Origin of the sequence: Rhizobium sp. Leaf371, assembly GCF_001424045.1 — a bacterium.
Lineage (GTDB): Bacteria > Pseudomonadota > Alphaproteobacteria > Rhizobiales > Rhizobiaceae > Ferranicluibacter.
The window spans coordinates 471,574-497,122 of sequence record NZ_LMQB01000012.1 but is presented as its reverse complement, the minus strand read 5'-3'; the positions used below and the strand labels follow the sequence as shown (position 1 = coordinate 497,122).

Below are 25,549 nucleotides of genomic sequence, written 5' to 3'. Positions count from 1 at the left end.
CGTCGTTTACCCCGCTACGACGTCGTCGCCCTCTTCCTTGGCGGCATCGAAGCGGGCCTCGAACTCGCGCCGCAGGGTGCGTCGGATGTCGGCGGCCTTCTGGCGGCGCCGGCCGGCGGCATCGCGCGGCGCGAGCGAGGGGATGGCGGCCGGACGACCGTCCTCGTCCACCGCGACCATGGTGAAATAACAGGAATTCGTATGCCGGCGGACGCCGGAGCGGATGTCCTCGGCCTCGACGCGAATGCCGACCTCCATGGAGGTGCGGCCGGTCTGGTTGACCGAGGCGCGGAAGGTCACGAGTTCGCCGACGAGAATCGGCTGGCGAAACACGACCTGATCGACCGACAGCGTCACGGCATAGCGCTGCGAATAGCGCGAGGCGCAGGAAAAGGCGACGCGGTCGAGAAGGTTGAGCAAGGCGCCGCCATGGACCTTGCCGGAGAAATTCGCCATGTCGGGCGTCATCAGTACGACCATCTCCAGTTCGCCCTTCTCATGCGTCTCCTGCGTTCCGTCCATCGCGCGTCCTTTCCCCGATTGCCAGGCGAGTGCTCTGCCTATTAGAGACAGACACTACAGCGCCCGGAAGCTTCCGCAACACGTGATCCGCGGTCATCCGTCATCACTGGCACGCGGTTTTCCGGGGAAAGGTCGCAGATCAGGGTGGGCATGTCGCGGTGGTTCACGGCCTGTTCAGAGGAATTCCGCCACAATTGCCGCTCAATCATCAAAAACCGGTTGACCTCCGGGTCACGACGTCTTTCATCCCGCCTGTACGAATTGCGTACGAAGTCCAGAGACCGAGTTGACATGCGAACCGTGCCCGTCGCCTACAATATTCCCAATCTCCTCACCTACGGGCGCATTCTCGCGGTTCCGCTGATCGTTCTCTGCTTCTTTATCGAGGGCAAGCTGCAAAGCTCCGATATCGCCCGCTGGACGGCGCTCGGCCTGTTCGCGGTGGCCTCGATCACCGACTTCTTCGACGGCTATCTCGCGCGGATCTGGAAGCAGACCTCCAATATCGGCCGGATGCTCGACCCGATCGCCGACAAGCTGCTGGTCGCCTCGGTGCTGCTGCTGGTGGCGGCCGACGGCACCATTGCCGGCTGGTCGATCTGGGCTGCGATCATCATCCTCTGCCGCGAGATCCTGGTGTCCGGACTGCGCGAATATCTGGCGGCGCTGAAGGTCAGCGTGCCCGTGACGCGAATCGCCAAGTGGAAGACGACGATCCAGATGGTGGCGATCGCCTTTCTGCTGGCGGGTCCGGCGGGCGACAAGGTTCTGCCCTATACGACCGAGATGGGCATCGCCTTGCTGTGGATCGCCGCCGCCATCACGCTCTACACCGGTTACGACTATTTCCGCGCCGGGCTGAAGCATCTGGTGGACGAATGAGAGAGGTCCGCCTCGTCTACTTCGCCTGGGTGCGCGAGCGGATCGGCCTTGGCGACGAAATCGTCTCCCTGCCGGACGACGTGGTCACGGCCGGCGATCTCATCGCGTTTCTGAAAAACCGTGGCGAGGACTACGCCGCGGCGCTGGAGCACGAGAACGTCATTCGCGTCGCCATCGACCAGGAGCATGTCGAGCATGACGAGCCGCTCGGTTCGCCGCGCGAGATCGCCCTCTTTCCGCCGATGACCGGCGGCTGAGGGCATGGCGTCCGTTACCGTTCGCGTGCAGGCCGAGGATTTCGACACGGCGGCCGAGATCGAGGCGCTTTCGGCCGGACGCACCGATATCGGTGCGGTGGTCACCTTCTCCGGTCTCTGCCGGGAGGAAAAGGGCCTGCTCTCCGCGCTGGAGCTGGAGCATTATCCGGGCATGGCCGAGGCCGAAATCCGGCGGATCTGCGAGGAGGCCGTTGCGCGTTTCGACCTGCAGGGGGCGACCGCCATCCACCGGTTCGGCCGGATCGATCCCGGCGGCCGCATCGTCCTCGTGATCGCGGCCTCCACGCACCGTCAGGCGGCCTTTGACGGCGCGTCCTTCATCATGGACTATCTGAAGACCGCCGCGCCCTTCTGGAAGAAGGAACACCTGAAGGACGGCACCGCCCGCGGCTGGGTCTCGGCGAAAGACGCAGACGACACGGCGCGGGATCGCTGGTCTTGACGATCTGCGACGGCCATCCTTTCAGGGAACGGGCCGATCTCCCCGGCCGGCGACGACGATGATGACGATCAGCAGTGTCAACACGAAAGGATCGCGCCAGGCCATGGGCCCGAAGGCGCTCCAGAGCGTTTCCGCCAGCCCGAGCAGCGCAGCACCCGCCGCCGCGCGGAGCGGATGCCCGGCGCCGCCGATGCCGGCGATCATCACCACCTTCAGCCCGAACAGCAGGCCCGCGCCGAAATCCATGTTGCCGTAATAGGACGTGGCGAGAATGCCGCTGACAGCGGCGATCAGGGTGGCCACGAGATAGGCGCCGAGGAAGACGCTGCGGGCATCGACCCCGCAGAGTTCGGCGGCGCGCGGATCGTCGTGGACGGCGCGCCACAGGCGGCCGGCCCTTCCGAAGCGCAGAACAAGCGCGCCAAGGCCGACGATCGCCAGCATCACCGCGATATTGCCGAGCTGGATCAGCGTAAGGCTGACATCGGCAGCCCGCTCCGACCAGAGCGTGACCGGCGCGTTGAGGAACGGCGGCAGCCAGAGGCTGCGCGTCTTCGCGGCAAGCCGTGCCGTCTCCATCAGCACGAGCGACACGCCGAGGCCGGCGACGATGACGGCGTTGGGCGATGCGCTCAGCAGCCGCGCCATCACGACGCGGCCGACGAGGAGGCCGGCACCGGCGGTGTAGGCGAGAGAACAGGCAGCCCCGAGCGCAAGACAGGCCGGCAGCACCAGCCAGAGGCGGTTCCAGCCGACATCGGCAAACAGCACGAAGATCTGCCCCGCAAAGGCGAACAGCGCGCCATAGGTCAGGTCCACACGCCTGGTGACGCCGAAGGCAATCGCGTAGCCGAAGGCGAGGACGGCATAGAGGGCTGCGACCGGCAGGGCATTGGCAAGCTGTTGCAGCAGATACATGCGCCGCCCTCCTCCCGATAAAATATAACTGGTGAAATGGCTTTTACCAGTTATATTTGATCATGGACTTCCTCTGGACCCCGCATCGCTTTTCCGGCGGCCTCCTCGCCCTCGACGTGGCCAACAGCGTCATTTTGCGTGCGACGCCGGAGCGATCGATCGACCGGTTTGAACACGCCGATGGGCTCGCGGCCTTTGCGTCCGCGGCGACGACGCTCTGCGCCGAGCCGCTGCCGACGCGCCTCCTGATGCCACCGGCAGACCGGGCAGCGTTCCTCGCCTTGCGCGAGGCGATCGACCGGTATTTCCGGCAACGGGTCGAGGGTGCGGATGACGCCGGCCTGCTGGCCGACCTGCTCGACGCGGCGGCGCGGACGCTGCGGCTGTCGCCGAACGGGGCCGATCTCGGCGCATCGACGGCACGCTCCGCGCTTCGGCTTGCCGCGCGCGCGGATGACGGGCGGCTGAAGATCTGCGCGAATTGCGGCTGGCTGTTCTTCGACCGAAGCAAGAACCGGAGCCGGGCCTGGTGCGACATGACCGTGTGCGGCAACCGGCGCAAGGCCAGCCGGCACTATCGCCGTGCGAAGGATGGGGGCGCGGCGTGAATAGTCCTCGATGCGCCATCGTCGTGCTCGGCCTGCTTGCCGCAGCTCTTTCGGCCGGATGCCAGCGCGAGACCGGATCGGGACCGACGGAGGTATCCGGGCGCCTCTTCGTCTTCAACTACCGCATCGCCCGGGCGCACTACATGATCACCCTGCGCCGCACCGGCGTCCTGCCCGACCCGGCCCTGGCCGTCGCGACCTTCGAGGACCCGCGCGGCGGAGCGCCGCTGGTGACGCGGACGAAGATCTTCCCGTTCTGGGACACGATCGTGCTGGAAAGCCCGCCGATCCACTGCGTCCGGAAGGACCGACCCTACACGGTCGGCATCCGCATCCTCGACGGTGCGGGCAAGGTCGTGCAATCGATCGAGACCACCGCGATCTCGACGGTCGACCAGACCGTCCTCACGGCAAAGCCGCTGGTGGTCGGCCCCGGCTACGCCATTAACCCGGATATCCTGCGGGAAGACGGCAGCGTGGACTATGCGCCGGAAACGGGGTGTCCGATCTGATTGCCGCGCCGCGTCTGCCGAGATACCGCAAGCCAGACCGGCGACAACACAAAAGGCCGGAGCATCGCTGCTCCGGCCTTTTATGTTGTCAGTTCGTTGACGCGGTATCAGCCGACGATTTCGGTGGCCGAGAACCAGTAGGTGATTTCTTCGGCAGCGGTTTCCGGGGCGTCGGAGCCGTGGACGGAGTTTTCGCCGATCGACAAAGCGTGCGTTTTGCGGATCGTGCCTTCGTCGGCATTGGCCGGGTTGGTGGCGCCCATGATTTCGCGATTCTTCAGGATGGCGTTCTCGCCTTCGAGAACCTGAACGATCGTCGGGCCGGAGGTCATGCCCTGAACCAGTTCGCCGAAGAAGGGGCGATCCTTGTGAACGGCGTAAAAGCCTTCGGCTTCGCGCTGGCTCATCCAGACGCGCTTGGAGGCGATGACGCGCAGGCCGGCGTCTTCGATCATCTTGGTGATCGCGCCGGTCAGGTTGCGCTTCGTTGCGTCCGGCTTGATCATCGAAAAGGTGCGTTCAATCGCCATGGTGTCAAATCCCTAGGAGTTGCGTTCGTTTGGACGGTTCCTTAGCGAGACGCCGCACGCAAGACAAGGGGAATGCGCCGCATGGCCCGATTTCGAAAACGGCAGAGCCGCGATCAGGCCGCCTCGGCGGTTCCGGCGGAGGGGATCGCGCGGCCGAGACCGTCGTGAAGATCGAGGCAGCGCTCGAACCAGCCGGAGACGGCATCGTCCGGCTCCAGCAGCGGCTGCGGCGAGACGATGCGGGCCCATTGCAGGGCGCCGAAGACGATGTAGTCGGCAAAGAGCGGCGTCTCCCCGCCGATGAAGGGCTGCTTTTTGAGCAGGTAGCGCAGCGGATTGAGCTTGTCGGCGAAGCCCGCCCGCTCCGCCGGGGCGGCAGCCGCGACATCTTCGAGGCTCTTGCCGAACGCGGCCTCGCGGCTTTTGCGGAAATAGGCGCGATCCTCCGGGCCGAGCCGGTCGTGGATATCGAGGAGGATCATCCGGGTGATGGCCGGATGCAGAACCGTCTGCGAGAAGGCTTCGACAAAGCGTGCCGTGGCGCGTCCGCCCTCGCCTGCAAAGAGCGTCGGCCGGTCCGGATAGGTCGCATCCAGATACTGGGCGATGGCGAAGCTGTCGACGACTGCCTGATCGCCATCGATGAGATACGGCACCATCTTCGTCGCGCCGCCTTCCACCTTGGGAATGTCCGTGAAGCCGAGCGGCACCACGCGACAATCGAGCCCCTTATGGGCAAGCGCCATCTCGACCTTCCAGACATGCGGCGAAAAACGCCGCGCCCGGTCTTCGCCGCACAGCCCGTAGAGCAGTCTCGTCATCGCAGGTCTCCCGTATCCGGTGTCGCGGTCATCTCAGCCGGGCCATCTGAGCGCGGGAAAGGCGGGAAAGCAAATCAGCAAATTTCATGGATGGCATCATGCCTGTTGAACTCATGGCGAGATAAGATCGGGCCTTCCAATGCGCAGGAGCCGCCATGATCGACCATTTCCGCATGTTTGCCGCCTATAACAGCTGGGCCAACGGTCGCATCTATGCCGCGGCGCAGGCGCTCGGCACGGAGGGTCGCCACCGGGAGACGGGTGCGGCCTTCGGCTCGCTGCACGCAACCCTGAACCACCTGCTGGCCACCGACCGGATCTGGATGAAACGCTTTACCGGACAGGGCGAGGCACCGACCACGCTCGACGCCGTGCTGTTCGATGATTTCGCGGACCTGACGGAAGCGCGGGTGGCGGAGGACCGGAGGATCGCCGGCTGGATCGACAGCCTCACCCCGGACGATCTCGCCGGCGTCTTCACCTACACGCCGATCAGCATTCCCGAGCCGATCAGCCAGAGGCTCAGCCCCTGCCTCGCGCACCTCTTCAACCACCAAACCCATCATCGCGGCCAGTGCCACATGATCCTGACCAGCCTCGGGCAGCCGAGCGTGGTGCTGGATCTGGCCTTCTTCTTCCGCAGCGATCGGGCCTGATGCGTCAGAGCGTGTAGATGTGCAGCTGGGTGTGGCGGGCATCGTCGACATCGAGGATGCGGTCGGCTGCACGGCCGGGCACGGTGAAACTGTTGCTGACGAAGAGCGTGCCCGGGCGCATCTCGCGCCGGGCCTTTTCGAACAGGCGGGCCATCGGCACCGGCGAGAGGAAGCAATAGACGACGTCATAGGTGCCGAGATCCGCATCCCACAGGCTGCGATAGACGATGCGGGCATTGGGAAGGCGGCTGAAGGCGATGCGGAGCTTGGAGGCGGCCACGACCAGCGGCGCCGTTTCCAGGCCGCTCACCTCGACGGCCGGATGGGCGCGGGCGAGGAAGGTGACGACGCCGCCCATGCCGCTGCCGAGATCGACCACGCGCCTGGCCTGCGAGGCGGCGACGAGGTCGGCCAGTGCCTGCCAGGTCCGCCGGTTGGTGAGGTAGAGCGGCACCTGCTCGGAGGCGCTGTTCCAGTAGACGAGCGCGCAGAGCACGAAGGCCACAAGATAGGCCCAGGCCGGCACCGCATCGCCATAGACGACCGCAACCGGCAGCAGAAACTGGACCAGAAGCCAGATGCGCGGCATCCGCAGGAGCAGCCCGAGGCCGGCAGCGGCTGCACCCTGCCCGAGCAGAACGGGAAGCGTGCCCGGCGTGAGAGAGCCCGGCGTGAGAGAGCCCGACAGCGAAAGAACGATCGCGAGAACCAGCGCCTGGCAGGCGAGAACCTTGATCCAGGGCACGATCTGGTTGCGCAGGACGCTCATGGCGGAGTTCCTTTCCTCTCGGTCGGCACAGATCCCCGCGCGCGGCGCCGTTGCGGCACCTGATTCGCAGGAGAACGGCCTGTCGGACCAGCTATCGCAGGTTCTTGGGTTTTCACGAGGGGGGATCGCTGGATTTACACGGAGAGCGGATCACGGAGAGCACCGACGGCCACGAAAACTGTCAGGATCGGACAAACATCCAGAGGTTGAATGCCACTTAAGCATTTTTGAATGTTTTCGCTATTATGTGTGTCGGGTATGGCAACGCAGGAGGGGGTGGGGCTCGGCGATGAAAGAACAGATGAGTTACAGCGGCATGGCGTCGAAACTTGAGAGACATTTCTCCGAACAGCCCCACGGCACGGCCCAGCGGATTGCGCAGGCCATGGCGCAACGTGGCGTCGAGCCCTTGCCGCGCAATTACGAGCTGTTTCACGCCGCGTTCTCGGGAAGTCCCGCCACGCTTTCCAGCGATCTCGCGGCGCTCGGCAACGCCCCCTCGCAAAAGGCGCTCGATGCGATCGGCCTCAAGCGCAAGCTGCCGGGATATCTGGCTCAGGAGTTGGGCGCGGCCCAGCAGATGGCCATCGCGGCGATCCAGACCATGACGTCGGCGATCTCGCGGGAAAGCCGGCCGATGACGGACGCACTCGCCACGCTGGACGCTTTCCTCCAGAGGCTCGACACGGACCCGGTGATGTCGATGTCGGATTTCGCCGCCGAGGCACGGACGCTTCAACAGACGCTGGCGCATCTGCGCACCTGCGAAAAGCGTCTGGCGGACGCCGTCAAGACGACGGCGGCGACGCTCGGCGATGCGCAGACGCAGATCGCAGCCGACCAGCGGGCCGCTCTTCGCGACGGCCTGTCCGGGTTGCCGAACGGCGCCGCGCTGTCGATGACGATCGCCGCCTTGTTCGACGAGCAGGACGTGAGGACGAAGCCCGCCGCACTGGTTCTCGTCAGCGTCGAGCATTTGCGGGCGCTGGCCGAGCGGCATGGGCCGGAGGTCGGCGCCAAGGCCGTGAAGAAATGCGCCGCCATCTTCCGCAAGTCGGTGAAGAAGAGCGATGTCGTCGCCCGGATCGGCTACGACGCGTTCGGCTTCCTGCTGCACGATGTCAGCGAGCAGAACGCACAGTCTATCGCCACACGCATCCGCGATGCCATTCAGTCGCTGCAGATCCGTCTTCCCAGCCGCGAATTCGCCGGCCAGACGCTGTCGCTTTCGGCCGGCATCGCGACGACCGCCACCGTCGGCGGGCCGCGGGACCTCATGCGTCATGCGGAGATGGCCTTGACCATGGTGCGGACGGACGGGCGGCAGGGCATCCTGCGCTGCACGCCGATGATGTGCGCGCAGATCGCCGGTCTGCAGGAGGCGTAACGGCCCCCTGCCCGGCCGGCATATCCGGCCGGCGGCTTCTCTTGCCTTCCGGCCCCACATCGGCCAAAACGCCGGCATGATTACGATATCCAATCTCTCGGCCCGCATCGCCGGACGCCTCCTGATCGACCACGCCAATATTTCGCTGCCCGAGGGCACGAAGGCCGGCCTCGTGGGGCGCAACGGTGCCGGCAAATCGACGCTGTTTCGCATCCTCACCGGGCAGATGGAAAGCGAGAGCGGATCGATCTCCATTCCCAAGAATGCCCGCATGGGCCAGGTGGCGCAGGAAGCCCCGGGCACCGAAGAGCCGCTGATCGAGATCGTGCTGAAGGCCGACAAGGAGCGCGAGGCGCTGCTCGCCGAAGCCGAGACGGCGACCGACCCCCACCGGATCGCCGATATCCAGATGCGGCTCGCCGATATCCAAGCGCATTCGGCCGAAGCGCGCGCCGCGTCGATCCTCGCCGGCCTCGGCTTCGACCACGAGGCGCAATTGCGCCCGGCCTCGTCCTTTTCGGGCGGGTGGCGCATGCGCGTGGCGCTGGCCGCCGTGCTGTTCTCGGAGCCGGACCTGCTGCTGCTCGACGAGCCGACCAACTATCTCGACCTCGAAGGCACGCTGTGGCTGGAGGATTATATCCGCCGCTATCCCCACACCGTCATCATCATCAGCCACGACCGCGACCTGCTGAACACCGCCGTCAACGCCATCATCCATCTCGACCAGCAGAAGCTGACCTTCTATCGCGGTTCCTACGACCAGTTCGAGCGCCAGCGCGCCGAGGCGAACGAGTTGCAGGCGAAGGCCAAGGTGAAGAACGATGCGGCGCGCAAGCACCTGCAATCCTTCATCGACCGCTTCAAGGCCAAGGCGTCGAAGGCCCGGCAGGCGCAGAGCCGCGTCAAGGCGCTGGAGCGCATGGGCACCGTCGCCTCCGTGATCGAGGACCATGTCCAGCCGATCACCTTTCCGGTTCCCGAGAAGCAGCCGGCCTCGCCGATCATCCAGCTGCAGAACGCCTCCGTCGGCTACGTCACGGGCAAGCCGATCCTGAAGAACATCACACTGCGGATCGACAATGACGACCGCATCGCGCTGCTCGGCTCGAACGGCAACGGCAAATCGACCTTCGCGAAGTTCGTCTCCGGCCGGCTCGATGCGGATGGCGGCGAGATCAAGCTGGCGCCGAACCTGAAGATCGGCTTCTTCGCGCAGCACCAGATGGACGATCTCGTGCCGGCGGACTCGCCGGTCGAGCATGTCCGCCGGCTGATGCCGGGCATTGCCGAGGCGAAGGTCCGTGCCCGCGTGGCGCAGATGGGCCTTGCGACCGAGAAGATGTCGACGGCGGCCAAGGACCTTTCCGGCGGCGAGAAGGCGCGCCTGCTGATGGGGCTTGCGGCCTTTCATCACCCCAACCTCCTGATCCTCGACGAGCCGACCAACCATCTCGACATCGACAGCCGCCGCGCGCTGATCGAGGCGCTGAACGATTACGACGGCGCCGTCATCCTGATCTCGCACGACCGGCACCTGATCGAGGCGACCGTCGACCGGCTGTGGCTGGTCAACAACGGCACGGTGACCAATTTCGACGGCGATATGGAGGAATATCGCGGCCTCATCGTCTCCTCGGGCAAAAAAAAAGACGAAAAACCTGAGGTGATCGAGGACGCGACGTCGAAGGCGGAGCAGCGCAAGGCGAATGCGGAGAAGCGGGCAACGCTCGCGCCGCTGCGCAAGAAGATCAATGATCTCGAGTCCTTGACGGCAAAGCTTGAGAAACAGATTCAGGCGCTTGATGCAGAACTTGCGGACCCGGTGCTCTACGAGAAGTTTCCCGCCAAGGCCGCCGAGAAGGTGAAGCAGCGCGGCGAGACGGCGGCGAAGCTGGGCTCGGCCGAAGAGCAATGGCTGGACCTGTCCGCACAATATGAGGAGGCGATGGCCGGCTGACGGTCCGCCTTCTTTTCATATCCTAAGACCGGCTTCCACGGAAAGGCAGACCCCCATGCACCTTTACCTCGAGACCGACGACGATGCCCGCACGCTCGACTTCGTGGCGCGCGAGAACGCACGCTCGGACGCGGCTTTGAAGACCGAGGCCTTTGCGGCCGATGCCGCGGCCTTCAAGGCGATGATGGAGCGGGAAGACAAGCTGATCCACTTCACCCGGCGCGGCGACTGGCTGACGACGTTTCGCAAGACCGCACGCAACCCGATGGGCGTCTGGCAGAGGCTGCCGGCAGACCAGGCCCCCGTGCCGGAAGCGGCGTGGGAGACAATGTTCGATCTCGACGCCTATAACGCCACGACTGGGCGAACCTGGATCTGGCGCGGCGCCGTCACCTGCCCGTGGGAGCCCTCGCGCGTTCTCCTGTCGCTCTCGGACGGCGGATCGGACCTGCGCCTCTTTCGCGAATTCGACTGCAAGAGCCTCTCCTTCGTCGCGGGTGGGTTCGAGACCCCGCTTGCGCGTTCGCACGCCAGCTGGGAAAGCCTCGACAGCATCCTCTATTTCGGCTCGATCGACCGGGCGTCGGCCACGCAGTCGAGCTGGCCGCGGGTCGGCCGTCGCGTGGCGCGGGGGCAGGATGTGGCGTCGGCCGAGCCGGTCTTTGCCGCCGATGACAGCGACGTGACCGCTTATGCGACGGTCTACGGCTCCGAGATGGCCGGGCAGAGCGATGGCCTCTCGGCAGACGACCGGTTGGCGATCTTCACGGCGGTCCACACGATCGGCACGGCGAGCCATGTGATCTCGAAAAACGCCGCACCGCCGGTGCCGGTCGATATCCCGCGCGAGAGCGATGCCGGCTTCAACCATCGCTTCTGCCTGTGGCGGGCAAAGACGGACGAGCGCGTTCCGAGCGGCTCGCTGGTACTGCAGGAATTGCCCGTTCGCCTCGGCAGCGACCGTCCGCCATCCCCGGCGCGCGTGCTGTTCACGCCGTCGGACCGCCGGTTCTGCACCGATTTCGCGCTGCTGCGCGACTGGTGCGTCTTCACCATCGCCGACAACATGACGCCGCGCCTGTTTCTGATCGATCTCGGCAATGCGGAGGCCGAGCCGTTCGAGCTCACGCTGCCCGACGGCGTGGAGACGCTGTCCTATTATCCGCTCTATTCCGACCTGCATCTGGGCGACGACACGCTGATCGTGTCCGGACAGGGCTTCCTTCGTCCGCCGACGCTCTACAGGCTCGCGCTTTCCGACCGGACGAGGCCGCTGGTGCTTCAGCCCATCGCGGCCTCGCCCAGCTATTTCGATGCGAGCGGCATGTCGAGCCTGCTGCTGGAAGCGACGTCCGAGGACGGGACGGCGGTGCCGTATCGGCTCGTCTTGCCCGCAAAGTTCGAGATGGGCGCCCTCCCCGTGCTCCTCTATGGCTATGGCGGCTTCGAAGTGCCGCTGCAGCCCTATTACTCCGGCGTGACCGGGCGCTGGCTGGACCAGGGCGGCGCCTATGTGCAGGCCTATATCCGCGGCGGCGGCGAATTCGGGGCGGAATGGCACCGCGCGGCCAAGCGCGAAGGGCGGCACCGGGCCTTTGCGGATTTTGCGGCGATCGCCAAGGATCTCGTCGCCCGCGGCTACAGCAAGCCCCGGCACATCGCCTGCAATGGCGGCAGCAATGGCGGGCTTCTGACCGGGGTCATGCTGACGCGGTACCCTGCGCTTTTCGGCGCGGTCTGGTGCCAGGTGCCGGTGCTCGACCTGCTGCGCTTCCACACGTTTCCGGCCGGGCGCGCCTGGATGGACGAATACGGCGATCCCGACAATGCGCAGGACCGCGAGGCGATGCTGGCCTATTCGCCGCTGCAGGCGGTGCGCCCGGCCGCGGAGGTTGCCTATCCCCCAATCTATATCGAGAGCTCCAGCAATGACGACCGGGTGCATCCCTCGCATGCCCGCCGCTTTGCCGCGCAGCTTCGAGAGCTCGGCCACGATCCCGTCTTCCACGAGTTCACCTCCGGCGGCCATGGCGGCGAAGGCGACACGGCGGCCTCCGCCGCCCGCGTCGCGACCGGCTACAGCTTCCTGCGGCAGACCATCATGACGCCGGAGGCGTGACGCAGCCTATCCGAGTTCGAAGGTCGTGATGCCGAAGATGCGGGCGAGCGGCAGATCGGGCACTGCGCCGCGATACATCCGGGCCGTCTCGAACACGGGTTTGAGATTGTAGCGGTCGCAGAGCGCCTTTGCGGCCCCGTTCGGCTCGGGTATATCGAGGAAGATCTGACCGTCGCCGCCCATCTCCAGGCCGGTCGCGACCAGCTTCCGGAAGAGCAGATCGGCGCCGGTCTCCGTATCGGCAAAGAGCGGGCCGATCTTCTGGCCCTCGCGGCAGGTGCGAATCGTCCCATAGCCCTGGATCTCGGTGCCGCGCAGCAGCGCCACGCTCTGGCGGGTCGGCTGCGCCTTCAGCCACTGGGCGAGGAAGACGTTGCGACGCGCGGGCGAAAAGCGGGCGTCGTACGCGACCAACAGCGGCAGATGCACCGGCGCGACCTCGACCAGATCCGTGCCGGGCGGCGGGGTGACCTGCGGCGTGCCGCCATAGCGCATGTTGGCATGCGCATAGACGAAGCCCGAACGCTGGTAGCTCGCCTGCTGGGCGACGACGCCGTCGAGGCCGACGATGCGCGACCCCTGCGCGGACAAGGCCGCCTGCCACAGAGCATAGCCGAGCCCCTGGCCGCGAAAGTCGGGATGGGCCATGTAGAAGCCGAGGAAGGCGTAATCGAGCCCGAATCGAACGACCGAAATCGCGGCGGCCAGCGCACCGCCCTCCTCCGCCACCCAGAAACCGTCCGGATCGGCCGCGTGGAAGGCGCTCGCATCGTCGAGACCGGGGTTCCAGCCTTCGCGCGCGGCCCATTCGATGATCTGGTCGATCTCTGGTCGGGTGGCGGTGCGTATCGTCGGGGCCATGCGATCTCCTCTGTCTGTTTCCGCAAGCGTTGATCGGGCCGGTCCGGTCCGGCGTCGCCTTTCGGGACGTGGCGCGAAAAGCGTCCCTATCGGACAGCCGGAGCGCCTTGCCCGCCCCGGCCTTTCTGGTACAAAGCCGGACATAAGTCATACAATCTGGCGGAACACCATGAACCCCATCTCTATTGCTGTCGTCGGCGTTGGCAAGATCGCACGCGATCAGCATCTGCCGTCCATTCACAACAATCCCGGATACCGGCTGGTTGCCGCTGCAAGCCGGCACGGCAGCGTCGATGGCGTCGAGAATTTCACGTCGATCGAAGACATGCTGGCGGCCATGCCGGAGATCGAGGCGGTTTCGCTCTGCATGCCGCCGCGGGTCCGGTTCGATGCCGCGCACAAGGCGCTGGATGCGGGCAAGCACGTGTTCCTGGAAAAGCCACCGGGTGCGACGCTGAGCGAGGTCGCGATTCTCGAAGCGCTGGCGAAGGAGAAGAACGTCACGCTGTTTACCAGCTGGCATTCGCGCTTCGGACCCGCGGTCGAGCCGGCCCGGGCGTTTCTCGCCGACAAGACCATCTCGCGCGTCGATATCCTCTGGAACGAGGACGTGCGGCGCTGGCACCCGAACCAGGACTGGATCTGGGAAGCCGGCGGCCTCGGCGTGTTCGATCCCGGCATCAATGCCCTCTCGATCATGACGCATATCCTGCCGATGCCGGTCTTCGTCACCCGCTCGACGCTCGAAATTCCCGAAAACCGCGATGCGCCGATCGCCGCCCAGATCGATTTCCAGAGCGCCTCCGGCATTCCCGTGACCGCCGACATGGACTGGCGCCGCCAGTCGAGCGACGATCGCTGGGACATCATCGTCGAGACCGATGCGGGAACGATGATTCTCGGCAATGGCGGCGCGCGGCTTTCGGTCGATGGCGTCATGCGCGCCGATGAGCAGGAGACGGAATATCCGACGCTCTATGCCCGCTTCCACGATCTTGTCCGCTCGGGTCGCTCCGAGGTCGATGTCGCGCCGCTGCGCCATATCGCCGACATCTTCATGCTCGGCAGCCGCAAGACGGTCGAAGCGTTTCACGATTGAGATCGGCCGGGCGACGCGGCCGGTCGATTGCGATCAACCGGCCGCCCTCGCCCTGCGCTCAATCCGTCAGGCGGATGTCGAAGGCGGCATCGCCCCGCAACGTGTTGCTGACGGTGCAGATCTCCTCTGCGGCGTCCGCCAGTCGATGGCGGGTGGCTGCATCCAGATCGCCCGAAAACGTGAACACCACGTCGAAGCGGGCGATGCGGCTTGGCTCGTCCTTCGTCTTTTCGCCCGTGACCTCCGCCCGGATATCGGTGATCGCACCGAGAATGCCCATGCGGCTCGCGGCGATGCGGGCGCTCAGCACGAGGCAGGCGGAGAGCGAGGCGTAGAGAAGATCGATGGGATTGAAGCCGGGCTGGGAGGCGCCGGTGACGATATCGAGCGTACCGCCGGTCATGCTGGTCAGATGCGGAAAGCCGGTGCGGCCGACGCTTGCGGTGACGCCCGTCGGGCGGATGCGGGCCTTGAGCGGCGGCGTTTCCGGCGCGTCGCTCACGCCTTCTTCTCCCACCGTCCCTCGCTCGTCTGCTGCCAGTAGGTCAGCGCGTGGCCTTCGCCCTTCAGCCGTTTCCACTGCGCGCGCGCGCCTTCCAGCTGCGGCTGGTCGTAGCCGTCGAACATGAAGACGACGCGGTCGTAGGCGGTAAGATCCGGGGGCACGGCGCCGTCCACCAGAAAGCGGACGGTCGCCTTGTTGGCATTGCCGTCGCCGGTCGTCAGCAGCACCGGCTGGTCTGCCGGCGATACGGCGGCATGCGGGCCCTCATCGGTGGCATGCGGGAGAAAGCTGTCCTCCCGAAAGGTCCAGAGCTGTTCGTCCAGCCTGTCGCGCCGTTCCTCGTCCGCCGTCTGGACGACGACCCGCCAGCCGCGCTCGACACTCTTGTCGACCAGCGGCGGCAGGGCATCTTCCAGCTTCGATTCGGTCAGGTGATAGAACAGGATGTCCGTCACGTCGGGGCCATGCCTTCCAGGGTTGCTCAGCTCTCGTAGTTCGCGCGCACCAGTTCGTTCAGCAGGCGCACGCCGTAACCGGAGGCCCAGGACTGGTTGATCTCGTCGTTCGGCGAGCCCATGGCCGTGCCGGCGATATCGAGATGCGCCCAGGGCGTATCCTTGACGAAGCGCTTGAGGAACTGCGCTGCGGTGATCGAGCCGCCATAGCGCCCGCCGGTGTTCTTCATATCGGCAAACTTGCTGTCGATCATCTTGTCGTATTCCGGGCCGAGCGGCATGCGCCAGACCCGCTCCTGCGTCGCGAGCCCCGCCTGCGTGATCTCGGCGGCCAGCGCGTCGTCGTTGCAGAAGAGGCCGGCATGATGGCTGCCGAGCGCGACCATGATGGCGCCCGTCAGCGTGGCGAGATTGATCATGAAGCGCGGCTGGAAGCGCTCGTTGCAGTACCAGAGCGCATCGCAGAGCACGAGCCGGCCTTCGGCATCGGTGTTGATGATCTCGATGGTCTGCCCCGACATCGAGGTGACGATATCGCCCGGGCGCTGCGCGTTGCCGTCCGGCATGTTTTCGACCAGGCCGATGATGCCGACGACGTTCGCCTTCGCCTTGCGGGCGGCCAGCACGTGCATGAGGCCGGTGACGGCGGCGGCCCCGCCCATGTCACCCTTCATGTCCTCCATGCCGGCACCCGGCTTGATGGAGATGCCGCCCGAATCGAACACGACGCCCTTGCCGATGAAGGCGACCGGCTTTTCCTTTTTCGTGCCGCCGTTCCAGCGCATGACGACGAGCCGCGGCGGACGCACGGAGCCCTGCGCGACGCCGAGAAGAGCGCCCATGCCGAGATGTTTCATCTCGCTTTCGCCGAGGATCTCCACCTCGACGCCGAGGTCCTCGAGCGTCTTGGCCTTGGCGGCGAACTCGATCGGGCCGAGCGCATTCGGCGGCTCGTTGACGAGGTCGCGGGCGATGAAGACGCCGTCCGAGACGGCCTCGGACAGGGACAGGCCCTTCTTGGCCACGTCGGCGATCGCGGTGACGATCGTTACCTTCGTGCGCTGCGGCGTCGGTTCCTCGTCGGGCTTCTTCGTCGTCTTGTAGCTGTCGAAGCGATAGGCGTTCAACTCCATGCCGAGCGCGAAGTCGGCGGCCGCCTTCGGCGTGATCTCGACGCCGGGCGCATCCAGGAACACCGTGGCCTCGCCCGCGCCGCGCAGCTTGGAGGACGCCGTGCCGCCGAGTTTCAGCCAGTCGTGCGCCGTCTGCTTCTGCGGATCGCCAAGCCCGAGCAGCAGGATCCGGTCGGCCGGCGAGCCTTCGGGTGCGAGAATGTCGAGCGTGGAGAGAGCGCGCGCCTTGAACTTCCCGGCCTTGGCGGCGCGCGGGATGATGCCGGCGGGATCGACGGTCGCGGCACCCGCCGCCTCGTGCTCGGCAGCGACGAGGCACAGGACCGTGCCTTCCGTCTTCTTGCGCTGCTCCTTGAAGACAATCTCGAACATTCCGGCCATTTTCGCTCCGATTCTCCCGCAGCCCGGACGTTCAGCCGGGCACCGTCCCAAAGGTAAGATTTTCCACAGGCACGACGTCGGCAACCGTTCATCGCGTCTTCGCTACCGACGTAGCGTGACGGAACGCAAAGGCCAAGCGAAACCCGCAGACCGTTTGCCTCCGCCGTTGCCAGCGCCCCGAAACGCGCCCGTTCGACAGCGTCGCCGGCGCGGATCGAGGCGTCACCAAAAAGACACCAAATGGGAAAATCTAGACGCCGATGACGGTGTGAGCGTTGCGGGCCCTCAGTAACTTGGCTACTGCGATATCGATGATGATCAAAGCCCAACAGCGCTCATGCGCCAGAGCAGCCCGCCGGACGGACCCGTCCGCGCCGGCCTGCGCCCGGAACAGGCTGCGATGACCATTCTCCAAAGCTATATCTTCCGCCGTGTCGTGCAGATGTTCCTGTCGGCATTGCTGCCGGTTCTCGGCATCATCTGGACCACGCAGGCGCTGCAGCGCATCAATCTGGTGACCGATACCGGCCAGTCGATCGGTGCGTTCGTCCAGCTCGCGACCCTCATTCTTCCGACCGTCATTCCGCTCGTCCTCCCCTTCGCGCTCGCCATCGGCATCACCCAGGCGCTCGCGACGATGAACAGCGATTCGGAACTGACGGTGATCGAATCAGCCGGCGGCAGCCGCGGCATCATCCTGCGACCGATTCTCGGCCTGGCTCTTGCCGTGAGCGCGATCTCCTTCACCGTCGACAACTTCCTGGAGCCGGTGGTGCGCCAGGAGGTGCGCCAGATGATCGCGAGCGCCAATGCCGACCTGCTCTCGTCGGTGGTGCAGGAAAACACGTTCCGCAAGATCGCGGACGGCCTTTACATCCAGATCGGCGGGCGGCGCGGCGGCGGCGTTCTCACCGGCATCTTCGTCGGCGATGCGCGCGACCCCAATGTCGAGTTCGTCTATTATGCCCGCGAGGGCGCCATCGACGAGGCGAGTTCCGCCCTGGTCATGAAGGACGGCGAAGTTCACCGGAAGCTGCCGGACGGCGGCGTTTCCATCATCAAGTTCGACAGCTACGCCTTCGACCTGACCGAGATGACCCGCAAGGTCGGCGCGGCCACCCTGCGCGCCCAGGACCAGGATCTCTTCACGCTTCTGCATCCCGACCCCGCCGACAGCAACTATCAGCGCCGTCCGCAGACCTATGTCGCCGAGCTGCACCGCCGGCTGACGGAGTGGACCTTCCCGATCATCTTCGCGCTGATCGCCCTCGTCGTCAGCAGCGACGCGCGCTCGCACCGCGAGGCCCGCCTGCACCCGACGGCGACCGCTTTGCTGCTGATGCTGCTGTTCCGCTGGATGACCTTCTATGCGGCAAACGGGGCAGAGGATACCGGACTGTTCGTGCCGTTGATGTACATCATCCCCGCGATCACCACGATCCTGTGCATTCGCCAGCTCTCCAGCAACAAGCGGCTTGTGATTCCCAAGACCTTCCAGGAGAAGTTTGCCGACCTGACCGGCCGGATTCGCCTGCTGCGTTTCGGCAATTCCGACCGGGAGGCGCGCTGATCCGATGAGCACGCTCAAGATCTACTTCTTTCGCCGCTTCATGGTGACGATCGGCTGGTTCCTCATCGGCGTGTTCTCGCTCGTCTTCATCATCGATTTCAGCGAGCTTTCCAACCGCATGTCCAACCTGCCGGGCTATTCGCTCGCCGGCGCGCTGCTCATGACGGCCATGCGCATTCCCATGATCATGCAGCAGACGGTGCCCTTCATCGCGCTGTTTGCCGGCATGGTGACGCTGATCGCGCTGAACCGGCGCTACGAGCTGGTGGTGACGCGGGCGGCGGGCATTTCCGCCTGGCAGTTCCTGCAGCCCTTCGTGATCGGCGCCCTGCTCTTCGGCGCGCTCTCGGTCGCGATCCTCAACCCCATCGCCGCCTGGGGCTCGCGCAGTGCCGAGCTTCTGGAAACGAACTGGGGCAGCTCGTCCTCCCGCGGGTCGAAGACCATCCCGTGGCTGCGCCAGATCTATGGCGACGACGACAGCATCATCGGCGCGCGGGCCGTCGAGGACCAGGGCCGGACGCTCGTGACGGTCACGGTGATCCATCTCGACAAGCAGGGCCGCATCGTCTTCCGGCAGGATGCGCGCACGGCAAAACTCGAAGACGGTTACTGGTTGCTTAACGGCGTGACCGAAACGCGCAACGGTGTGCTGCCGAAGCGTTACGAAACGGCACGACTGCCGACCAATCTGAAGGCGGAATTCGTTCAGGAATCGCTTGATAAAGTTGAATCCATTCCGTTTTTCGAATTGCCACATAAAATTTCGATCGCGAAATCCTTCGGGTTTCCGACCTATGGCATGCAGACCCAGCTTCACTCGCTGCTGTCGCTGCCGCTCCTTCTCGTCGCCATGACGCTGATCGCTGCAAGCGTGTCGCTGAAATTCAGCCGCTTCCACCAGTCGCGTTCGGTAATTCTCGGTGGAATCCTGGCAGGCTTCGTGCTTTATGTCGTGACCGTACTGGTCAGAGCATTTGGGAGCAGCGGCATCTTGCCTCCGTTCGTTGCAGCCTGGTTGCCGGTTGTTGTCGCGATGGCGCTGGGGTCCACGATTTTGTTGCATCAGGAGGATGGCTAGTGGCGGGCTGTGACCGCAATCATACAAGGCTACTGGCGGCCGTACTGCTTTCCAGCGTTGCATGCCTTTCCGTATCCCCCGTCGCATCCGGCTCGGCCTGGGCCCAGTCCGCGCCGACGACGCTTGCACCCAAGCTGCCCGACGATGCCAAGATGGTGCTGTCGGCAAACGAGCTCGTATACAATCGCGATGCCGAGCGCGTCATCGTGCGCGGCGGCGTGCAGATCAACTATGGCGGCTACCAGATGGTCGCCCAGCAGGTCGAATACAGCCAGAAGACCGGCCGTATCGTCGCGACCGGACAAATCGAGCTGATCGAGCCGAGCGGCAACAAGATCTATGCCGAGAAGATGGACGTCACGGACAATTTCGCCGATGGCTTCATCGAGACCATGCGCGTCGAGACGACCGACCTGACCAAGCTTGCCGCCGTGAACGGCGAGCGACGCAATGGCGACGAGATCATCCTCAACCAGGCGGTCTACACCGCCTGCACGCCCTGCGCGACCAATCCGGACTATCGCTCGCTCTGGCACATCAAGGCGCAGCGCATCATCCAGAACGGCAAGACGCACACGGTGCGGCTGGAAAACGCGCGCTTCGAGCTGTTCGGGAAGCCAATTCTTTATCTGCCGGTTCTGGAGGTTCCCGACGGCACGGTGAAGCGCAAGAGCGGCTTCCTGTTCCCGAAATTCCGCTACACCCAGAAGCTCGGCGCCGGCGTCAGCGTTCCCTATTACTGGGCGATCTCGCCCACCATGGACGCGACCGTGACGGCGACGGGCCTTTCGCGGCAGGGTTTTCTGCTGGAAGGTGAGTTCCGCCAGCAGTTCGAAACCGGCCAGCATGTGCTCCGCATGGCGGGCATCAGCCAGATGAACCGCGGCTCGTTCACGGAAGGAACCGTGGATGCGCTGGAAACGGAGCGCGGTCTCGTCGGCTCGCGCGGCGATTTCAAGATCAATCCGCGCTGGTCGTTCGGCTGGGACGTGCTCGTCCAGACCGACAACAATTTTGCCAAGACCTACGAGCTCTCGACCTTCGACGGCACGACGCATACGAACCAGGCCTATCTGACCGGCCTCGGCGCGCGCAATTACTTCGACCTGCGCGCCTTCTATTTCGACATCCAGGATGCCGATCCGGACAGCGTGGCCGAGCGGGAGCAGGCCTATGCCCAGGTTCTCGATTACGACTACACGGCGCCTCAGGCGGTTGCCGGCGGCGAACTCTCGGCCACGGTCAATCTGACGAACGTCAATCGCAACCGGGAAGACTCCGTCGACGTGTTCGGCGTCGACCGGTTCCGCGGTCTCGAAGGCACGGCGCATCGCCTGTCGGCGGAAGCCGAGTGGAAGAAGACCTTCATCGTGCCCGGCGGCCTGTCGCTGACGCCGCTTCTGGCGGCGCGGGGCGATATCCTCGGCCTGACGATGAACAATCCCGGCCCGACCTATACCGGCGACTACAATGGTGACGACGCCTCGACGCGCGGCATGGTGACGGCCGGGCTGGAGGCGCGCTATCCGATCCTGATGGCGACCGCCAACAGCAGCCACATCTTCGAGCCGATCGCGCAGGTCTATGTCCGTCCGGACGAGAGCAATCCGGGCAGCCTTCCGAACGAGGACGCGCAGAGCTTCGTGTTCGACGCGACCAACCTGTTCGAGCGCGACAAGTTCTCGGGCTTCGACCGCATCGAGGGCGGCTCGCGCGCCAATCTCGGCATGCGCTACACGGGAACGCTCGGCAATGGCTACGGCGTTCGCAGCATCGTCGGCCAGTCCTTCCACCTCGGCGGCGTCAACTCGTTTGCGACCGACGATCTGGTGAAGGTGGGGGCTGATAGCGGCCTCGAGACGGACCGGTCCGACTATGTCGGCATGTTCGGCATCGACGCGCCCTCCGGCTTCACGGCAAGCCTGAGCGGACGGCTGGACGAGAAGAGCCTCGATCTGCGCCGGACGGACTTTGCCGTCGGCTACGAGGGCATCTCCTGGCAGTCGGCCATCACCTATACCAGCATCAAGGCACAGCCGACCTACGGCTCGCCCTTCGACCAGGATGAAATCCAGACGGCGGCCGCCTGGCGCTTCCGCGAATACTGGTCGGTGTTCGGCTCGGTCACCTACGACATCAACAACAGCCTCGTCACCCGCAACGGCCTCGGCATCACCTATGACGACCAGGACACGCTGTTCTCGCTCGTCTACAAGAACGAGCGCGACCCGGACCAGGCGCTGGCCAATGACTGGTCGATCGGTGCGCGGATCTCGTTCCGCACGCTCGGCGACATCAATGTGGGCGACAGCTCGTTCAACGCGCTGGACTGACGGCAGCGGGCATGCGACGTCAACGGGGATGCGGCCGCCATGGCGGCTGCATTCCCGCCATATTGCGGGCTTGTCATCATTCGGCCGCATGGTTTATGCATCCAGCGGGAAACAAGCGCGGCCGCTGGCAGGGCGCTTCATGGAGCGTTGCGAGTCCCCTCACCGTGCGGCTCGCTCTGAAGGGGATGTCTGATGGGCAACAGAACCGTCGAAAAGCGATCGTCAGTGCGAATGGTGGCCGGTATCCTGCGGGCGGGTCTGCTTGCCGGTGCGCTCTGCCTTCCGACCACCCTGCCCGCTGCCGCAGCGGGTTCGGGCACGGCGGTGGCCGTCGTCGTCAACGGAACCGTGATCACGACCGGGGATATCGCCAAGCGCGCGGCCTTCCTGAAGCTGCAGCGGCAGAACCCGAGCACGGCGCGCGAGCAGATGATCGACGAAGCTCTGAAGCGCGCCGAAGTGCTGCGTCTCCAGCAGTCCGTCAGCACCGATGAAGTCGATGCCGCGGTTCAGCGATTTGCCGCGGGCAACAAGCTGACCATCGCCCAGCTGTCCCAGGTTCTCTCGCAGGCCGGCGTCGGCCTCGACCATTTCAAGGGTTTCGTTGCGGTGTCCATGAGCTGGCCGCGCGCGGTCCGCGTGCGCTTCGGCAGCGGCGGCGGACGCCTGTCGAACGAGGAACTGGTGCGCCGCATGCAGGAAAATGGCGGCACCAAGCCGGTGACCACCGAATACTTCCTGCAGCAGGTGATCTTCGTGGTGCCCGCCGCCAAGCGCAACGCCATCATCGGCAAGCGGCAGGCCGAGGCCAATGCCTCGCGCGCGTCCTATCCGGGCTGCGACGATGCAAAAACCTTCGCCGCGACGATGCGCGACGTCTCCATCCGCAATCTCGGCCGCATGATGGTGCAGGAAATTCCCGAGGACTGGCGTCCGCTGGTCGAGAAGGCCGGCGACGGCAAGACGACCACGACCCGCGTCACCGAAAAGGGCGTCGAATATCTCGGCATCTGCAAGAAGCGCCAGGTCTCCGACGATCTGGCTGCCGAAGTCGTCTTCCGCGCCGAGGATCTCGGCAAGCAGAAGGGCGGCGAAGACCCCAATAGCGTGAAATACATGGAAGAACTGCGCAAGCGCGCGCAGATCGTCACGAAGTAACCGGACCATCATGACCGACGAGACCCGGGCGCCGCTTGCCCTGACCATGGGCGATCCGGCGGGCATCGGGCTCGATGTGACGCTGGACGCCTGGGCACGCCGCGAGGACCTCGGGCTTGCCCCCTTCCTGTTCATCGGCGACCCCGAGGCGCTGGCCGCACGCGCGCGCCTGCTCGGCATCGACGTGTCGTTGTCGGAGGCGGACCACCGCTCGGCCGCGGATCTCTTCGCCCACAGCCTTCCCGTGTTCCCGATACGCTGCCCGGCGCCCGTGATCGCCGGTGCGGCCGACAGCGCCAATGCGCCGGCCATCATCGGTGCCATCGAGGCGGCGGTGCAGATGACGCTGGCGTCGCAGACCGCCGCCGTCGTCACCAATCCGATCGCCAAATCCGTGCTCTATGCCGCAGGCTTCCGCTTTCCGGGACACACGGAGTTTCTGGCCGAGCTTGGCAGCGTCGCGCGCAACAGGCCGCTGCTGCCGATCATGATGCTGGCGGGGCCGAAGCTGAAGGCCGTGCCCGTCACGATTCATATCCCGCTCAAGGACGTGCCCGCGCTTCTCACGGGCGACCTCATCTACCGCACGGCCATCATCACCGCCGCCGATCTGAAGGCCCGCTTCGGCATCGCCGCGCCGCGCCTTGCGATCGCCGGGCTGAACCCGCATGCCGGCGAGAACGGTGCGCTGGGGCTCGAGGACGATGCGGTGATCCGGCCGGTCGTCGAGCGGCTGCGGGCGGAGGGAATCGATGCCGTCGGCCCGCTGCCGGCCGACACGATGTTCCACGACCGGGCGCGCGCGACCTACGACGTCGCACTCTGCATGTATCACGATCAGGCGCTGATCCCGGCGAAGGCGCTGGGCTTCGACGACAGCGTCAATGTAACGCTCGGCCTGCCTTTCATCCGCACCTCGCCGGACCACGGTACGGCCTTCGGCATTGCCGGACAAAGGGCGGACGGGCGCACCGTCGCGCGGGCGGACAGTCTGGTCGCGGCGCTTCGCATGGCGCGGGAACTCGCCGATACCGAGCGCGCCGCGCTCGAGAGCGCCTCCTGATGGCCGCCATCGACGGACTGCCGCCGCTGCGCGACGTCATCCAGCGCCATGGGCTGGATGCCAAGAAAGCACTCGGCCAGAACTTCCTTCTCGATCTCAACCTGACGCAGAAGATCGCCCGCACGGCCGGCTCCCTCGAAGACGCGACGGTGATCGAGGTGGGCCCCGGACCCGGCGGCCTGACACGCGCGATCCTGTCGCTCGGCGCGCGCAAGCTGATCGCCATCGAGCGCGACAGTCGCTGCCTGCCGGCGCTCGCCGATATTTCCGACCATTATCCCGGCCGCCTCGAGGTGATCGAGGGCGATGCGCTGAAAGTGGATTTCGCGGAACTGGCGCGCCAGTCCGGCGCGAAAGGACCGATCCGCATCATCGCCAACCTGCCCTACAATGTCGGCACGCAGCTTCTGGTCAACTGGCTGACGACCGAGACGTGGCCGCCCTTCTACGCCTCGATGACGCTGATGTTCCAGCGCGAGGTGGGCCTGCGCATCGTGGCCGACGAAACGAACGACCATTACGGCCGGCTCGGCGTTCTCGCAGGCTGGCGCACCGAGGCGCGCATGGCCTTCGACGTGCCCCCGCAGGCCTTCACGCCGCCCCCCAAGGTCACCTCGACCGTGGTGCATCTGGAGCCGCGCGAAAACCCGATCCCCTGCTCCCTGTCCGCCCTGGAACGCGTGACGCAGGCCGCCTTCGGCCAGAGGCGCAAGATGCTGCGCCAGAGCGTCAAATCGCTCGGCGGCGAGACCCTTCTCGCCAAAGCGGAGATCGACCCGCAGCGCCGGGCGGAAACGTTGTCGGTGGAAGAGTTCTGCCGCTTGGCGAACTGCCTCTAGAGTTTCGGCGTTTCCGTGAGCAAATCCTTGACGAATTCGAACAGGCCCGGGCGGCGGTCGCGGCGCAGGCGCTCGGCTTCGACGATCGCGCGGACAGCGGCAAAGGCCGTGTCCAGATCCTCGTTCACGACGATATAGTCGTATTCGACCCAGTGCTCGATCTCGGCGCGGGAATTGGCGAGGCGGGTGGCGATGACCTCCTCGGTGTCCTCGGCCCGGCGGTGCAGCCGCGACTGGAGTTCGCCCATGGTCGGCGGCAGGATGAAGATCGAGACGACGTCGCCCCCCATCTTCTCCTGCAACTGCTGGGCGCCCTGCCAGTCGATGTCGAACAGCATGTCGCGGCCGGCCGACATCGCCTCCTCCACCGCATCGCGCGGCGTGCCGTAGAAATTGCCGTGCACCTCGGCCCATTCGAGCAGGGCATCCGTCTGGCGCAGGCCTTCGAATTCGCGGATCGTCTTGAAATGATAGTGACGACCGTCGATCTCGCTCGGACGACGCTTGCGCGTGGTGACGCTGACGGAGATGCTCATCTCCGGATCGGCTTCCAGCAGATTGCGCGCGATCGTGGACTTGCCTGCGCCCGACGGCGAGGAAATGACGAGCATCAAGCCACGGCGGGAAATGTCGGAGGCCTTTTTCGGTGTTTCGGCGGGGCGCATCA

26 protein-coding genes are annotated in these 25,549 nt (G+C 65.4%); 16 read left to right on the top strand and 10 right to left on the bottom strand.

The genetic code is table 11. The features are described from left to right. Positions 1-6: 6 nt before the first annotated feature. Positions 7-522, bottom strand: a complete 516-nt coding sequence (locus tag ASG39_RS10270) for an acyl-CoA thioesterase (protein ID WP_062594868.1) — start codon at positions 520-522, stop codon at positions 7-9. A gap of 291 nt (positions 523-813) precedes the next feature. Here ASG39_RS10270 and pgsA point away from each other — a divergent pair, with 291 nt between their 5' ends. The 3 genes from pgsA to ASG39_RS10255 are packed head-to-tail and all read left to right on the top strand — an operon-like array spanning position 814 to position 2,124. Then, positions 814-1,404: a CDP-diacylglycerol--glycerol-3-phosphate 3-phosphatidyltransferase gene (pgsA, locus tag ASG39_RS10265; protein WP_062468772.1), complete on the top strand. Its 591-nt coding sequence runs from the start codon at positions 814-816 to the stop codon at positions 1,402-1,404. Further along, positions 1,401-1,661 carry a molybdopterin converting factor subunit 1 gene (gene moaD / locus ASG39_RS10260; RefSeq protein ID WP_062594867.1) on the top strand — a complete coding sequence of 87 codons (261 nt, stop codon included), beginning with the start codon at positions 1,401-1,403 and terminating at the stop codon, positions 1,659-1,661. The genes pgsA and moaD overlap by 4 nt, the downstream gene beginning before the upstream one ends. A gap of 4 nt (positions 1,662-1,665) precedes the next feature. Then, a complete protein-coding gene (locus ASG39_RS10255; RefSeq protein WP_062594866.1) occupies positions 1,666-2,124 on the top strand; it encodes a molybdenum cofactor biosynthesis protein MoaE in 459 nt (152 codons plus the stop codon). 21 nt (positions 2,125-2,145) lie between these two features. Here ASG39_RS10255 and ASG39_RS10250 read toward each other — a convergent pair whose 3' ends face one another. Beyond that, a complete protein-coding gene (locus tag ASG39_RS10250; protein WP_062594865.1) occupies positions 2,146-3,042 on the bottom strand; it encodes a branched-chain amino acid ABC transporter permease in 897 nt (298 codons plus the stop codon). Positions 3,043-3,104: 62 nt separating this feature from the next. Between ASG39_RS10250 and ASG39_RS10245 the strand changes: the two genes are divergently transcribed. Together ASG39_RS10245 and ASG39_RS10240 are read left to right on the top strand one after the other, a co-directional pair. Continuing rightward, positions 3,105-3,650, top strand: coding sequence for a CGNR zinc finger domain-containing protein (locus tag ASG39_RS10245; protein ID WP_062594864.1), 546 nt, complete (start codon positions 3,105-3,107; stop codon positions 3,648-3,650). Next, complete coding sequence (locus ASG39_RS10240; protein WP_062594863.1) at positions 3,647-4,162, top strand: hypothetical protein; 516 nt, start codon at positions 3,647-3,649, stop codon at positions 4,160-4,162. The genes ASG39_RS10245 and ASG39_RS10240 overlap by 4 nt, the downstream gene beginning before the upstream one ends. A 107-nt stretch (positions 4,163-4,269) precedes the next feature. Here the strand turns inward: ASG39_RS10240 and ndk are convergent, their stop codons facing one another. Continuing rightward, positions 4,270-4,692 (bottom strand): nucleoside-diphosphate kinase, encoded by a 423-nt coding sequence (gene ndk, locus ASG39_RS10235; RefSeq protein WP_062594862.1) that lies wholly within the window; start codon positions 4,690-4,692, stop codon positions 4,270-4,272. 113 nt (positions 4,693-4,805) lie between these two features. Beyond that, positions 4,806-5,513 carry a glutathione S-transferase family protein gene (locus ASG39_RS10230; RefSeq protein WP_062594861.1) on the bottom strand — a complete coding sequence of 236 codons (708 nt, stop codon included), beginning with the start codon at positions 5,511-5,513 and terminating at the stop codon, positions 4,806-4,808. Positions 5,514-5,668: 155 nt separating this feature from the next. On the opposite strand from ASG39_RS10230, the gene ASG39_RS10225 reads away from it, so the two are divergent. Then, positions 5,669-6,169 carry a DinB family protein gene (locus ASG39_RS10225; RefSeq protein WP_062594860.1) on the top strand — a complete coding sequence of 167 codons (501 nt, stop codon included), beginning with the start codon at positions 5,669-5,671 and terminating at the stop codon, positions 6,167-6,169. 4 nt (positions 6,170-6,173) lie between these two features. On the opposite strand, the gene ASG39_RS10220 is transcribed toward ASG39_RS10225, so the two are convergent. Continuing rightward, complete coding sequence (locus ASG39_RS10220) at positions 6,174-6,938, bottom strand: class I SAM-dependent methyltransferase (RefSeq protein ID WP_062594859.1); 765 nt, start codon at positions 6,936-6,938, stop codon at positions 6,174-6,176. 301 nt (positions 6,939-7,239) lie between these two features. On the opposite strand from ASG39_RS10220, the gene ASG39_RS10215 reads away from it, so the two are divergent. The 3 genes from ASG39_RS10215 (at position 7,240) to ASG39_RS10205 (ending at position 12,404) form a co-directional block, all read left to right on the top strand. After that, entirely contained in the window at positions 7,240-8,325 is a 1,086-nt protein-coding gene (locus tag ASG39_RS10215) for a GGDEF domain-containing protein (protein WP_062594858.1), read from the top strand. 76 nt (positions 8,326-8,401) lie between these two features. Beyond that, positions 8,402-10,285 carry a ribosomal protection-like ABC-F family protein gene (gene abc-f / locus ASG39_RS10210; protein WP_062594857.1) on the top strand — a complete coding sequence of 628 codons (1,884 nt, stop codon included), beginning with the start codon at positions 8,402-8,404 and terminating at the stop codon, positions 10,283-10,285. Positions 10,286-10,340: 55 nt separating this feature from the next. Beyond that, positions 10,341-12,404, top strand: a complete 2,064-nt coding sequence (locus ASG39_RS10205) for a prolyl oligopeptidase family serine peptidase (RefSeq protein WP_062594856.1) — start codon at positions 10,341-10,343, stop codon at positions 12,402-12,404. A gap of 6 nt (positions 12,405-12,410) precedes the next feature. On the opposite strand, the gene ASG39_RS10200 is transcribed toward ASG39_RS10205, so the two are convergent. Beyond that, positions 12,411-13,265, bottom strand: a complete 855-nt coding sequence (locus ASG39_RS10200; RefSeq protein ID WP_062594855.1) for a GNAT family N-acetyltransferase — start codon at positions 13,263-13,265, stop codon at positions 12,411-12,413. A 169-nt stretch (positions 13,266-13,434) separates the two neighbouring features. On the opposite strand from ASG39_RS10200, the gene ASG39_RS10195 reads away from it, so the two are divergent. Continuing rightward, entirely contained in the window at positions 13,435-14,364 is a 930-nt protein-coding gene (locus tag ASG39_RS10195) for a Gfo/Idh/MocA family oxidoreductase (RefSeq protein WP_062594854.1), read from the top strand. Positions 14,365-14,422: 58 nt separating this feature from the next. On the opposite strand, the gene ASG39_RS10190 is transcribed toward ASG39_RS10195, so the two are convergent. Genes ASG39_RS10190 through ASG39_RS10180 form a run of 3 tightly spaced genes read right to left on the bottom strand, consistent with a single transcriptional unit; the run spans position 14,423 to position 16,838 of the window. After that, the gene (locus tag ASG39_RS10190; RefSeq protein WP_062594853.1) at positions 14,423-14,866 is read right to left on the bottom strand and encodes an OsmC family protein; all 444 of its coding nucleotides are present in this window, start codon (positions 14,864-14,866) and stop codon (positions 14,423-14,425) included. Then, positions 14,863-15,324 (bottom strand): DNA polymerase III subunit chi, encoded by a 462-nt coding sequence (locus tag ASG39_RS10185; protein WP_062594852.1) that lies wholly within the window; start codon positions 15,322-15,324, stop codon positions 14,863-14,865. The genes ASG39_RS10190 and ASG39_RS10185 overlap by 4 nt, the downstream gene beginning before the upstream one ends. 26 nt (positions 15,325-15,350) lie before the next feature. Beyond that, on the bottom strand, positions 15,351-16,838 hold the full coding sequence (locus ASG39_RS10180) for a leucyl aminopeptidase (protein ID WP_062594851.1): 1,488 nt from the start codon (positions 16,836-16,838) through the stop codon (positions 15,351-15,353). Positions 16,839-17,238: 400 nt separating this feature from the next. Here ASG39_RS10180 and lptF point away from each other — a divergent pair, with 400 nt between their 5' ends. The 6 genes from lptF (at position 17,239) to rsmA (ending at position 24,882) form a co-directional block, all read left to right on the top strand. After that, a complete protein-coding gene (gene lptF, locus ASG39_RS10175) occupies positions 17,239-18,408 on the top strand; it encodes an LPS export ABC transporter permease LptF (protein ID WP_062594963.1) in 1,170 nt (389 codons plus the stop codon). A 4-nt stretch (positions 18,409-18,412) separates the two neighbouring features. Next, the gene (gene lptG, locus ASG39_RS10170; protein ID WP_062594850.1) at positions 18,413-19,489 is read left to right on the top strand and encodes an LPS export ABC transporter permease LptG; all 1,077 of its coding nucleotides are present in this window, start codon (positions 18,413-18,415) and stop codon (positions 19,487-19,489) included. Continuing rightward, a complete protein-coding gene (locus tag ASG39_RS10165; RefSeq protein ID WP_062594849.1) occupies positions 19,489-21,822 on the top strand; it encodes an LPS-assembly protein LptD in 2,334 nt (777 codons plus the stop codon). The genes lptG and ASG39_RS10165 overlap by 1 nt, the downstream gene beginning before the upstream one ends. Before the next feature lie 192 nt (positions 21,823-22,014). Then, entirely contained in the window at positions 22,015-22,980 is a 966-nt protein-coding gene (locus ASG39_RS10160; protein WP_062594848.1) for a peptidylprolyl isomerase, read from the top strand. Positions 22,981-22,990: 10 nt separating this feature from the next. Beyond that, a complete protein-coding gene (pdxA, locus tag ASG39_RS10155; protein WP_062594847.1) occupies positions 22,991-24,043 on the top strand; it encodes a 4-hydroxythreonine-4-phosphate dehydrogenase PdxA in 1,053 nt (350 codons plus the stop codon). Then, positions 24,043-24,882 (top strand): 16S rRNA (adenine(1518)-N(6)/adenine(1519)-N(6))-dimethyltransferase RsmA, encoded by an 840-nt coding sequence (gene rsmA / locus ASG39_RS10150; protein ID WP_062594846.1) that lies wholly within the window; start codon positions 24,043-24,045, stop codon positions 24,880-24,882. The genes pdxA and rsmA overlap by 1 nt, the downstream gene beginning before the upstream one ends. Here rsmA and gmk read toward each other — a convergent pair. Beyond that, a complete protein-coding gene (gmk, locus tag ASG39_RS10145) occupies positions 24,879-25,547 on the bottom strand; it encodes a guanylate kinase (RefSeq protein ID WP_062594845.1) in 669 nt (222 codons plus the stop codon). The genes rsmA and gmk overlap by 4 nt on opposite strands. Between the last annotated feature and the right edge of the window lie 2 nt (positions 25,548-25,549).